Below are 12,270 nucleotides of genomic sequence, written 5' to 3' on the forward strand. Positions count from 1 at the left end.
TCAAGTCGAGCCGTTTCGCTTAGTCCCAGCGGCCGCCGCGCCAGCCGCCGCGGTCGTGCCATTCGTGCTCGCGCCATTCACGACGGCGCCACTCGTGTTCGCGCCATTCGCGCTGACGCCAGCCGTCGCCACGCCAACCGTCATCGCGATAGCCGACCGGCGCGTACATCACGGGCGGAGACGGAGCCACGTAGACGGGCGCCGGCGCCGCATACGCGGGTACACCGATGCCGACCGACAGGTCGACGTGGGCCGATGCGACACCCGAAGCTGCCAGCGCCGCTACACCGAGAACTGCACCGAGAATGAGTTTCTTGTTCATCTCGCGACTCCCTGCACGTGTCGTGCGTCATGTGAATACGGTTCGGAGTCTAGGCACCGGACACAGACACAGGTGAAACGGGTATGCGAGACAGGTAACGGACGTTTACGGCCGTCCGCAAAGCCTTGTGGGACAAGGAAGAGGCGGCCTTCTACGCACCGTTGCAGCGGTGCATCGGGCCGGTAAAAAAGGGATTTTTTGCACGAAACCGGGCGAGCGGCACGCGCCGGCGTGCGTGCGTATGCGCCGAAAGCGAACCGCCCGCACCATCCGCGAGCGGTTCGTCAGCATGCGCATCACGCGCGGATATCGTCGACGCTGCGCAGCCAGTGCACGCTGAACAGGTTGTCCGCGTCGGTCCACACGGTATCGGGCGCGAAACCTGCGCGGCGTGCGATCGCATGGAAGCCGTCGATCGTGAACTTGTGCGAGTTCTCCGTATGGATGCGTTCGCCGGCTTCGAACCGGAATGCGTGACTGCGCACGTGCACGGTCTGCGCGATGTCGCTGACGAGATGCATCTCGATGCGCTGCCGCGCGGAATCGTAGAACGCGCAATGCGAGAACGCGTCGACGTTGAAATCCGCACCGAGCTCGGTGTTCGCGCGCACCAGCAGGTTCAGGTTGAACTGCGCGGTCACGCCCTGCGCATCGTTGTACGCGTCGTGCAGCGTGCGCTCGTCCTTCACGAGATCCGCGCCGACCAGCAAGCCGCCGCCACGCAGCAACCGCGCCGCATCGCGCAGGAACGCATCGGCTTCTTCCGGCGAGAAATTACCGATCGTCGAACCGGGAAAGAAGCCGATGCGCCGCGCCGGTGTCGCGGTCAGCGCAGCCAGTTGCTCGGCCTTCGTATAGTCGGCCGCGATCGGCGCGACGTCGAGCCACGGATACGCGGCACGCAGCCGCGCGGCGGCGTCGTGCAGGTAGTCGGCCGAGATGTCGACCGGCACGTAGCGCGCCGGCGCGTTCGCATAGTTGCCCGCGAACGCGTCGAGCAGCACGCGGATCTTCTCGAGCGAGCCCGCGCCGAATTCGACGAGTTCCGCATGCGGGCCGACGCGCCGCACGATCTCGGCCGCGCGGTCGCGCAGGATGCCGAGCTCGGTGCGCGTCGGGTAATACTCCGGCAGTTCGCAGATGCGATCGAACAGCATGGAGCCGGCCGCATCGTAGAAGTATTTCGGCGGAATGCTGCGCGGCGTACGCGACAGTCCGTCGATCAGGTCGCGCGCGAACGCGCTCGGCCGCGAATCGCGGGCGGGTTGCTGGCCACCGCTCGTGGCCGTCTGGTCAGACGTCTCGCGCAAGTCGCACTCCCGTGAATTGCCAGCGCGCGGCCGGCGGAAAGAAATTGCGGTACGTCGGCCGTTCGTGTCCGGGCGGTGTCGCGATGCTGCTGCCGCGCAGGACCTGCTGGCCAACCATGAACTTGCCGTTGTATTCGGCCGCGACACCCGCGAGCGGCCGAAAGCCAGGGTACGGCTCGTAGGACGAGCGCGTCCATTGCCACACGTGCCCGAGCATCTGCCGGATGCCTTCGGCGGGGAACGCGGTTTCCCATTCGAATTCGGTCGGCAGGCGCGCGCCGGCCCATTCCGCGTACGCGGCTGCTTCATAGAAGCTCACATGGCACACCGGTGCGTCGGGTGCGAGCGGTTCGACACCGTGCAGGCCGAACGTGCGCCGGACGCGCGTGGCGGCCACGTCGTCGTCGTCGGCCATCCAGTACGCGGGCCCTTGCCACCCTTCCCGCTGCACCGTGGCCCAGCCGTCCGACAGCCAGAACTCGGGGCGCGTATAGCCGCCGTCGGCGACGAACGCCGCGAATTCCGCATTCGTCACCAGGCGGTTCGCGATCTCGTACGGCCGCACGAGCGCCGTATGGCGCGGCCGTTCGTTGTCGAACGAGAACGCATCGCCGTCGTGACCGATCTCGACGAGCCCGCCCGGCTGATGCAGCCAGTGCTGCGCACCGGCATCGCCCGCGGCCATCGCGCCCGCATCCGTCCCGTTGCGCGGCCGGAATGCCGGCTTCAGCGGGTTGCACGAGAACGCGTGCAGCATGTCGGTGACGATCAGCTCCTGGTGCTGCTGCTCGTGATGCAGGCCGAGCACGACCTCGGGCGCGATCGTCTCGAGCAGCGCCGCGTCGGCGCCGGCCAGCGCGCGCAGCATCGCGTCGTCGACGTGCTGCCGGTACGCATGCACCTCGTCGAGCGACGGGCGCGTGAGCAGCCCGCGCTGCGGCCGTGGATGTCGCGGGCCGAGCGCTTCGTAATAGGAGTTGAAGAGGAACTGGAAAGCCGCGTCGAACGGCGCGTAGCCGGGCACGCGGCGCATCAGCACGACGGTTTCGAAGAACCAGGTCGTATGCGCGAGGTGCCACTTCGTCGGACTGGCGTCGGGCATCGACTGCACGGCCTGGTCTTCGGCGGACAGCGTCGCGGTCAACGCGACGCTATGGGCGCGCACGTCCTGGTAACGGCGCTGAAGCTGTGATGCAAGGAGGCTCATCGGTTTACCGTCCACGTCGCGATTCGCTGCGTTGCGTGTTGCCGGAAAAGGGAAAGCCTTGCGCGAGATGCGCGCGGCTGACGTGCGACCTGCTGCTGCGTCGTCGGGCAGCCGGCGCGCGCGCCGGGCCGCGGATGCGGCGTCACTTCATCTGCCCGTGCAGAACAGTATGGGCCAGAAATGTGAATGCTGCTGATCGAGATGCGGACGAAGCGGCAGATAAATGTAAATGAAAGCAACCGATCACCTGCCAATTGCTGACATCAGCGCGTATCGAGGTGTGTGCGGACATGCATGCGGCGGACCTTCACACGGCCGTGATCGTCACCCTGACGTGAATGCGGATTCGTCTGACCAGCACGGGCGCACGAAGCACGATCGCCGCGTTTCCCGCGTTCGACGAGCGCCCTGCCCACCCTCGCCCGGCGGCCTTCCGCACCGATCTGCTCATCGGCTTCAAAAAAAAATTCGCGTCGATGTCACACACGCGTGGGTCTCGCTCGTCATATCACCGGAACCCACACGAAAGGAGAAGGACCATGACCGCGAAACTCAATCCGTTTGCCGCCGCACCTGCCCTGATGAAGAGCTGGATGACCGTTTCGGTCGCCGCTGCAAAGAGCCTCGAGCCGACGCTGATCGAGCTGGTCAAGATCCGCGCATCGCAGATCAACGCGTGTGCGAACTGCATTAACATGCACACGGCCGAGGCACGCGAGCAAGGCGAGACCGAGCAGCGCATCTACCTGCTGTCCGCGTGGCGTGAAGCGCCCTGCTACACCGATCGCGAACGTGCGGCACTTGGCTGGACCGAAGCGCTCACGCGGCTGTCGGAGGGCCACGCGGCGCACGAAGCGGCCTACGCGGCGCTGAACGACCACTTCAGCCAGGAGGAACAGGTGAAACTCACGCTGATGATCAACGTGATCAACGGCTGGAACCGGCTCGCGGTCGGCTTCGGGCTGTGGATCGATCCGGCCGACGCAAAGGCCGCCGCTGAGAAGATGGTGGCCTGATGCCGAACCTCGACCCGGCCAAGGGCAGCGCCGAAGAACGGGCCGATGCGGCGGCGAGTTTCGACCCGCTGCGCCGCACGCTGATCCGCGTCGCGTACCGGATGCTCGGATCCGTCGCGGATGCCGAGGACATGGTGCAGGAGGCGTTCATCCGCTGGATGGACGTCGACCGCACCGAGGTGCGCATCCCGGAAGCGTTCCTGCGCCGCATGGTGATGCGGATGTGCCTCGACCAGCTGAAGTCCGCGCGGCACCAGCGCGAGACCTATATCGGCCCGTGGCTGCCCGAGCCGGTCGTCGAGGAAGACGAGCAGGAAGACGTCACGCTGCCGCTGATGCTCGCGCTCGAACGGCTGTCGCCGCTCGAACGCGCGGCGTTCCTGCTGCACGACGTGTTCGGCATCGAGTTCGATGAAGTGGCCACGACGATCCAGCGTGACCCGGCCGCGTGCCGGCAGCTCGCGGCGCGGGCCCGTACGCATGTGCGCGAGGCACGGCCGCGTTTCCACGTCGAGAAACAGCGCGGCATCGAATTGGCAGAGGCGTTTTTTGCGGCGTCACGCAGCGGCGACATGCGCGCGCTCGGCGCGATGCTCGCCGAGGACGTGAGCCTGCACGCGGACGGCGGCGGCAAGCGCTCGGCCGCGGGCACGCCGGTGTTCGGCTTCGAGCCGGTGATGAAGGTGCACGAGTATCTGGCCAGGCTGTTCGCCACGCATGCGTCGAAGCTCGTGCGTGCCGGGTTCATCAACGGGCTGCCGGGCTTCGTCACGGAGGAATCCGATGGCGAGCTGCAGACCACCGCGCTCGAGATCGAGGACGGCAAGATCGTCGCGATCTATGTCGTGCGGAATCCTGACAAGTTGAAGCACCTGCATTGAGTGCGGCAGGATCATGCGTAGGGTGCCGTGCGCATGCACGGCCACGATACGCCCTTTTCTCCGTCCTGCCGCCCTGCTTTACCGGCCACCGGTTCTTGCGATCAATACGCCCCGGCGGCGATGTAGATCAGGAAGCCGAGCAACGGCGTCGCGATCGCGAAACCGGCGGCTGCGAGCCAGTTCGTGCCGCCCTGCGCTTCCAGCAGCGCGAGCAACGATTCGCGGGAAGTCGCGTTCGGGCGCAGCTTCTCGATCTGGCGCTCGACGTGCGTCCTGTAGAGGCTGTTCCCGCACCAGCCGAGCGTGACCGCGATCCCGATGGTGACCGGGTCGAGCGTGCTCGATTCGAAGTATTTCGGGAAGAACAGCAGCTCGACCAGCGTGATCGAGAGCGTCGCGCCAAGGACGGCGGCCGCCTGCCAGTACATGCATCGATACGCCATCCACACCGGGCCCAGGAAACAGGCTGCCCAGTTCCACGACTGCCGGTTCTTTCGCGACGCGGCGATCTCCCACTTCTTTTCGAACCAGGCGGCTTTCTTGCCGACGTAAGCGGCGATCTCGTCGTTGCTCGCGGATGATGTGGCGGTCGTGACGTCGGACATGGTCGTGTGCTCTCAGTCGCGCGGATCGCGCGTCGTTGTTTTGATGCGTTGGAGATCGGGCGACGGTCGTAATAGCCGCTTCGATGCGCACACGATTCTACGCGCGGTGCAGTGGCCGCTGTATGGCGGATCGAAGTGTCGGTGAGGAAGGATGCGATGCCGTGGATCGCGCAACGCATCGGGGCGACATGCGTTGTTTCGGCCGGAAAAAGAAAAACGCCACGCGATGTTGCCGCGTGGCGTTTGTATGTTGGCGAGCCGCATTGCCTGTAGGCAAGTTGTGCTGCCAGACCCCTTCATTTTGTTCGTTGGTAGGCTCGATTGGATTCGAACCAACGACCCCCACCATGTCAAGGTGGTGCTCTAACCAACTGAGCTACGAGCCTAAGAAGCCGCGAATTATAGAGAGGGTTTTTGAGGAGCACAAGCCCCTTCGTGAAAATTTTTTGAATCGGCGTGCGCGGGGGCCGACGATCGATGTTGCCTGGCGATGCCGGGAACGTTGGCTTCACCTGTTCGCATCACAGCAAAACGCGTCGATGCGCTGTGATGTTATCCACATTGCCCTCTGGATAACCATCCGGCAAGCCTCTGGATTCACAGTGGAACGATTGAGGATATGTCGCCGCGGCCGTGAATCGATGAAAAGTTGTTCTGTGCTTTCCTGAGCTGTTCACGTGGCTCACCCAAGGTTATGCATTCCGCTTCCGGTCGAGAATTCATGGGGTTAGGGACGTTATCCACTGTGAGGCACAGGGTTTGTTAACTATCACTACGTATGTATACGAACTCTGTTAACACCTTTGGATAAGCACAGTCCGTCGACTGTGATCCGGGCAGGATATGCACTGCGTGCAGGGATCGGATGAACGAAACGGAAGGCTGTGAGGTGTGCGGGCGACGCGTTGGTCGCAGTATCTGTAGAATCGCCGGCACTCGGGACACGGGCGTCAGTTGGAATGACGCTACGATCTGCGTTAACTCACACAGCAACGCAGTTCACACGAACCGCGTTCGCATCGATGTCGGTCGTGATGGGCTGATGGGTGAGAACGGCTACGGCACCTTCGTGCCTTGGTAGTTTGTTCTCCGCGAGCCGGAACGGGAGGCCACTGCCGTTCGAAGCGGTTGATACAACGGGATTTCCGTTGTGGATATCCGCCCCCGCGACGACTCGAAACGCTGTGCAAGTCACAGGTGAGCGTGTGGATATCCCGCACCAAAACGACTCGAGATGCTGTGCGTCTCGATGGTGAGTGACGTTACGTTTCGGGTCTCTGTTGGTACCGCATGTCGCGCGATGCTCGCGACGAGCGACACATCGCGCACGGAGCCAACCGCTTTCCCGACGGTAGTGCGAATGCGTTACAACTGCACCGCGACCCACGGATCGGCGCCGGAGAACGACAGTCCGTCGGGTGCCACCGGTGTGTCGGACATCGCACGCATAAGATCGATGCCGAGATCCGTCAGCGTCACCTTGAGCATGTCTTGCGCGTGCCTCCTGTGTCGAGCGTTCGCGATTTGCCCGCGCATCCGCTGATAGGATGCTTCTACCATCTCGACGATGGTCTTGCGCATCGCCAGGTGGACGGGTTCGGCGATATCCGTATCTGGGACGAATCGGAATCGTGCCCAGTCACCGGACGATTTGCTCGCGCTCGTCGTTGCAGTCACGAAGGCCCATGCGCCGATCGCCTGCAACGCGAGCAGCCTTGCAACCGACTCGCGAAGCACCTTTTCCCGGGCAACGGGTGCGGCCGGCGCCGGCTGCGTGGACGCTGCTGCGAGCGGCAGTCCGATCACCACGGCCCGGACACAATGTCCGACAGGCAAGCCCATGCAGTTGACCGCATTGGCGTCGACGTAAGCAGCGGATACGCTCTTCGTGCGCGGTGCGACGTTGATGCCAGGTGCAAGCGTGATGTCGACGACGTCATCGCATTGATCGAGGCCGCCCCCAATCTGCTGGTAGCTGATGGCGCCGCCGCTTCCTTTTGCCTCGATCACGTGCAGGTGGAATTGCGTATCGAAACCGAGAAAATCGATTGATCCCTGGCCTTTGGAATTGACGACGACCGGCATCCCGGCCTTCGTGGCTGCCTTGAGCAGTGATGCATGGAACAGGTAATCGATGCCTGTCGGGCTACCACCAAGCTGCCACTTGATTGCTTCCGGTGCACACAGCGCCGCGACCGTGCATCCCATCAGATAGCTCGTGCCGGTCCGCTCTGTTGACTCGATGAGCGAGTAGATGTCGCGCGGAACGAGCGCGGCCGCACCGGACGGCAGCACGGTGCATGCATATGCGCGGCTGATGGCTGTTGCACGGGCGTGCGCGAGGCGCTTCAGGTCGTTCATCTGCGGCGGGTTCAGCGCCGCGCCGTTGAGCAGCCAGTGGATCGCGTAGTCGGCCGGCGCGCCGTAGCCGACCGTGATCGCTTTCCAGAAGACGTTTGCTGCCGATGTCGCTGCCGATTCGAGTGGGGTGAACTCGATCGGTACGATCTTCGGGCCCGATGTCGTCAGCGTGAGAAATGGCACCAGCGCCATCGAGCGCTGAGTCGGAAAGGTGCCCCCGTAGTTGAAGCCGGAAAACATGGTCATGGTTGTTATTCCCGAAGTCGTGTCGGTTTATATCGAATCGCGTGCGCTTTGGTTTGCCGCGGGTTCGTGCGTCACTTGTAGCACGACAGTGTGTGAAACAGCATGGCCGAATGGGTGTGGACAAGCGTTTCCGAACGAATCGCAAACACTGTGTGACGGCATCGAGTATGCTTGCGCGCCGCTCGGAAACAGCAGGTGGCGTCGTCGGCAGGAGCGGGGGCGAGGGGGGAGCGCGAGATTGCACCCTCGTTCAATGTGGAAAACCCGGCCGGAAGCCAATCGAAACGCTGTGCAATGAAGCGGTGAGTGACGCGCGACGCCCGGGTACAGCGAGCGGGAAGGCGTGAGAAGACAACGTGGGTGGCGTGTGAGCGGCGTCGAATTGACCGGAGCGGGTTGGGTTGCAGCGCGGTATCGAGCATTGTGGATATCCAGCCCGATAAACGAACCGGAATGCTGTGCATCCGGCTGGTGAGTGTGATGGCGACGTATCGAAAGTGCGGTTTCGTGTGACACACGATGTGGATATCCGCCCCCGGAGCGACTCTTGACGCTGTGCCTTCAACGGTGGACGTGTCGTGTTCAGGTCAAGCGTGGTGCACGATAGAGCGCATGTGGATAAGCGATTTTCTGGCGAATCGAAACGCTGTGTGTTCGCACGGTGAGCGGGTGGGCTTTCAACCCGGCAAAGCCGCGCGATCCGGGCGCTGGCGGCCACCGACGACCGCCAGACGGGCGCGCCGTACCACTCAAGTCTGCTGATCGAGCGCCTGCACGACCGCTTTCTCCGCGAGGCTCCCGGCCGGCCCGACCACCGCATAGTTGAGCCCGTTCACCGACCCGTACCGTGCCAGCAGCGCACCATCCACGCGTTGCCCGGCCGGCAGCAGCCGATGTTTCGATTCCGCCGGCCGCATATAGAAGCTCAGCGTCCTTCCGGCTGCGTCCTCGTAGAGCACCATCGCAGCCGTGGCGCCGCTGTCCGTCGTGAACAACCGCCCACCGACCGGCGTGAATCCCGCCGCACTCAAATCCGGCAGCTTCGCCGACGCGCCCACACGCCGGGTGAGCCACCCCTGCAAATCTCCCGCACCCGTCGGCCGGTAATCCACCTTCGCCGTCTGATCGACCACCATCATCCGGTAGGCCTCGACCGCATCGCTCATCGGTGCGATGGGCGGCGGCGCGTTCCACCCGCGCGCCTGCCAGCCACCGAGCGTCCCCAGCCCGACGCAGAACACGAACGAAGCCGCCATCGCGAACCGCATCCGCGTGCGCTCCATGCGCCGTCCGCGAATCGCCGCCGGATCCAGCGCGGGGTTATCCGCCGGCATCCGCACGCTCTCGAGCGCGGCCCGCAACCGTTGCGCATCCTGCTGCCATTGCTTCACCTGTTCCGCGCGCTCCGGATGCAGCGCGAGATAGCGCTCGACCGCGGCGCGCGCATCGTCGTCGAGCTGGCCGTCGACATAGGCCTGAAGGTCGTGTTCGTTCGGAGGCGTGTTCATTTCTTCATCAATCGCAGAGAAGGAGCGGGAAGCTCGCCGTCGCTGAGCTGGCGCAGCGCCTGGCGCGCGCGGGAGAGCCGCGACATCACGGTGCCGATCGGCACGTCGAGCAGGTCGGCGACTTCCTGATAGGTGAAGCCCTCGACCGCGACGAGCAGAAGCAGGCTGCGTTGCTCGTCGGAGAGCCGGCCGAATGCTTCGAGCGTCGCACGCGCTGCGAATTCGCGTTCGGCGGATGGCCAGTGCGCTTCGTCGTCGTCGCGGATGCGCCCGAGCAGCCACGCGTAGCGCTTCGCGCTGCGTTTGCCGTCGAGAAACTGCCGATACAGGATCGTGAAGAGCCAGCTGCGCAGCGACGCGTCGTCACGGCGGCTCGCCCAGCGCGACAGCGCGCGCTCGAGCGTCGACTGGACGAGATCGTCGGCCGCGTGGACGTCGCGCGCCAGCCAGAGTGCGAAACGTCGCAGCCTGGGGATCAGTTCGCGCAGTGCGTCGTCGTCGAGGGCGGTGGAGGGCATGGCCGGGCCGATTGCCGAAAGGGTCAAGATGCCAAGTAGGACGCCGGTCGGCGCCGCTTATTCCACCAGCATAGGAAAAAACTTTTCGTGGAATAAAGCGGCGCGGGTGGCGTCCTACGCGGGTTCGACAATGACCTGACGGTCGGGAGCCTATATATGGAGCGATCTTCTTCCTCTTCTTCGCCGCAGCGCGAGCCTGGGCGCGGGTGGTGGCGCTGGGCCGCGATCGGCGGCGCGGTGGCCGGCGTGGCCGTGGCGTTCGGGTATGTCGGCGGCTGGCTGGCGCCGTCGCGTCTGACCCCGCACCGGATCGTCGACGCGTTGCAGACGGCCGGCGGCGGCCTTCACCCGGGCTTCCGGCGCAATCACGCGCAAGGTGTGTGCGTGACCGGCTACGTCGAAGGCAACGGCGCCGCGAGCGCGTAGTCGGTCGCGCCGTTCTTCAAGACGGTGCGCACGCCGGTGGTCGGGCGGTTCGCGTTGCCGGGCGGGAATCCGTATGCGCCCGACAGCAGCGTGCCGATCCGCAGCCTCGCGCTGAGGCTCACCGCACCGGACGGCGAGCAATGGCGAACCGGGATGAACGCGATGCCGGTGTTTCCGGTTGCGACGCCGCAGGCGTTCTACGCGCAATTGATGGCGACCCGGCCCGATCCGAAGACGGGCAAGCCCGATCCCGCCAAGGTGAAGGCGTTTTTCGGCGCGCATCCGGAGACGGCAGCGTTCCTGCAGTGGATCAAAGGTGCGAAGCCGAGCGCGAGTTACGTCACCGAGAGCTATTACGGGTTGAACGCGTTCTACTTCGTCGATGCCGCCGGCAAGCGCCAGGCGGTGCGGTGGCGCGTCGTGCCGGAGCAGACGGCCGGCGCCGGGGACGTCGCAACGGCCGCGGATCCGAACGTGTTGCAGCAGGACGTAACGCAGCGGATCGCGGCCGGTCCGCAGAAGTGGAAGCTGCTGGTCACGCTGGCGGAACCCGGCGATCCGGTGGACGACGCGACGAAGGTCTGGCCCGCGCAGCGCACGACGATCGATGCGGGCACGCTCGTGCTCGACCGCGTGGAGGCGCAGGACAGCGGGCCGTGCAGGGATGTGAATTACGACCCGACGGTGCTGCCGCAGGGAATCCAGGCGTCGGGCGATCCGTTGCTGGCGGCGCGGTCGGCTGCCTATGCGGATTCGTATCTGCGCAGGACGAGTGAAGAGGCCGGGGTGGCAGGCGTGGCGCGATTGAGTGGGGAGGGACGGTGATGAAGGCTTCGACGACGTTTAGCTTGCCGGCACGGGTGCTGCACTGGGTAATGGCCGCGATGATCCTCGCGATGCTGTTCATCGGGGTGGGGATGGTGGCGTCTGTTTCTGAGCGGCATGCGGTTCTGGTAGCGATTCACAAGCCGCTGGGCATTGCCGTGCTGGTGCTCGTGTGCGTTCGGATCGTGGTGCGGGTTCTGTCGAAGCCGCCGGCATTGCCGGAGGATTTGCCGTGGTGGCAGAAGGTCGCCGCGCACGGGTCGCATCTCGTGCTGTATGCGCTGATGCTCGCAATGCCGCTGATCGGATGGGCGATGCTGTCGGCGGGCGGATATCCAGTGACGCTGGGCGATGGTGTGCAGCTGCCGGCGATCGTGGCGGCGGATCCGGTGACGTTTGCCTGGCTCCGGGTTGCGCACCGGGTGCTGGCGTATCTGTTCTTCGCGACGTTCCTCGCGCACTTTGCCGCTGCGCTGTATCACGGGCTGATTCGACGGGACGGTGTAGTGAGGGCGATGGTGGGGCGGTGAGCGACGGAGGGTGGCGTTCGATGCGGCGGGGCTGTTCACGGGCAACCGGGGCTGCTTTTGCCGCGTCGCATATATATGACCATTGGAGAGGTTCAGCGACCCCCGGCACCCCATGTCAAAATAATTTCACAAAAGGGGTTGCGAAGACTGACACGGGTGCTTAGAATCACGCCTCTTTCGCGCTAACGGAAACGCAGCGCGGGGGAAAGAAGGGAAGCGGTGCTGTTGATGTCGGTTTTAACGACTCCAGCGCAAATGGAATTAAACCGCAGTCGTCGCAACGAAGTAGTTAAAAAAGTTGTTGACGAGTTTTAAAAAACGGTTGATAATCTCGCTTCTCTGCTGCTGAAAACGCAGCGCTGCTGAGAAACACAAAGTTCCTCGCAGAAATGCTCTTTAAAAATTAACAGCCGATAAGTGTGGGCGCTTGATGGAAGCGAGCTGATCCTCGGATCAGATAGCGAAAGTATCAAGAGTCTCACACTAAAGTAAGTCAGGTTTATGAAGCAATTCAT

At 64.1% G+C, this 12,270-nt stretch carries 10 protein-coding genes, 1 tRNA gene and 1 pseudogene; 4 read left to right on the forward strand and 8 right to left on the reverse strand.

The window, feature by feature from the left end:
• Positions 1–19: 19 nt before the first annotated feature.
• The 3 genes from G3N93_RS09920 to egtB form a co-directional block, all read right to left on the reverse strand.
• On the reverse strand, positions 20–322 hold the full coding sequence (locus G3N93_RS09920; RefSeq protein ID WP_174940309.1) for a hypothetical protein: 303 nt from the start codon (positions 320–322) through the stop codon (positions 20–22).
• Positions 323–618: 296 nt separating this feature from the next.
• Positions 619–1,632, reverse strand: a complete 1,014-nt coding sequence (egtD, locus tag G3N93_RS09925) for an L-histidine N(alpha)-methyltransferase (RefSeq protein ID WP_206132917.1) — start codon at positions 1,630–1,632, stop codon at positions 619–621.
• Positions 1,616–2,839: an ergothioneine biosynthesis protein EgtB gene (gene egtB, locus G3N93_RS09930; protein WP_206132918.1), complete on the reverse strand. Its 1,224-nt coding sequence runs from the start codon at positions 2,837–2,839 to the stop codon at positions 1,616–1,618. Before egtB ends, egtD begins: the two co-directional genes overlap by 17 nt.
• A 539-nt stretch (positions 2,840–3,378) precedes the next feature.
• On the opposite strand from egtB, the gene G3N93_RS09935 reads away from it, so the two are divergent.
• Positions 3,379–3,855: a carboxymuconolactone decarboxylase family protein gene (locus tag G3N93_RS09935; protein ID WP_174940315.1), complete on the forward strand. Its 477-nt coding sequence runs from the start codon at positions 3,379–3,381 to the stop codon at positions 3,853–3,855.
• Positions 3,855–4,736 (forward strand): sigma-70 family RNA polymerase sigma factor, encoded by an 882-nt coding sequence (locus tag G3N93_RS09940; protein WP_206132919.1) that lies wholly within the window; start codon positions 3,855–3,857, stop codon positions 4,734–4,736. Before G3N93_RS09935 ends, G3N93_RS09940 begins: the two co-directional genes overlap by 1 nt.
• Before the next feature lie 101 nt (positions 4,737–4,837).
• Here the strand turns inward: G3N93_RS09940 and G3N93_RS09945 are convergent, their stop codons facing one another.
• The 5 genes from G3N93_RS09945 to G3N93_RS09965 all read right to left on the reverse strand — a co-directional run bounded on the left by G3N93_RS09945 (position 4,838) and on the right by G3N93_RS09965 (position 9,974).
• Positions 4,838–5,341, reverse strand: coding sequence for a DUF2628 domain-containing protein (locus G3N93_RS09945; protein ID WP_206132920.1), 504 nt, complete (start codon positions 5,339–5,341; stop codon positions 4,838–4,840).
• A 309-nt stretch (positions 5,342–5,650) separates the two neighbouring features.
• Positions 5,651–5,727: transfer RNA gene (locus tag G3N93_RS09950), tRNA-Val, on the reverse strand.
• Between the two features lie 979 nt (positions 5,728–6,706).
• Positions 6,707–7,948, reverse strand: a complete 1,242-nt coding sequence (locus G3N93_RS09955; protein WP_206132921.1) for a hypothetical protein — start codon at positions 7,946–7,948, stop codon at positions 6,707–6,709.
• Between the two features lie 749 nt (positions 7,949–8,697).
• Positions 8,698–9,456: an anti-sigma factor gene (locus G3N93_RS09960; RefSeq protein ID WP_174940321.1), complete on the reverse strand. Its 759-nt coding sequence runs from the start codon at positions 9,454–9,456 to the stop codon at positions 8,698–8,700.
• Complete coding sequence (locus G3N93_RS09965) at positions 9,453–9,974, reverse strand: sigma-70 family RNA polymerase sigma factor (RefSeq protein ID WP_174989568.1); 522 nt, start codon at positions 9,972–9,974, stop codon at positions 9,453–9,455. Before G3N93_RS09965 ends, G3N93_RS09960 begins: the two co-directional genes overlap by 4 nt.
• Before the next feature lie 156 nt (positions 9,975–10,130).
• Here G3N93_RS09965 and G3N93_RS09970 point away from each other — a divergent pair.
• A pseudogene (locus G3N93_RS09970) lies at positions 10,131–11,225 on the forward strand (catalase family peroxidase).
• On the forward strand, positions 11,225–11,755 hold the full coding sequence (locus tag G3N93_RS09975; protein ID WP_206132922.1) for a cytochrome b: 531 nt from the start codon (positions 11,225–11,227) through the stop codon (positions 11,753–11,755). The pseudogene G3N93_RS09970 and the gene G3N93_RS09975 overlap by 1 nt, the downstream one beginning before the upstream one ends.
• Positions 11,756–12,270: the final 515 nt, after the last annotated feature.

Origin of the sequence: Burkholderia sp. Se-20378 (assembly GCF_017104665.1) — a bacterium.
In the GTDB taxonomy this organism is placed as follows: domain Bacteria; phylum Pseudomonadota; class Gammaproteobacteria; order Burkholderiales; family Burkholderiaceae; genus Burkholderia; species Burkholderia lata.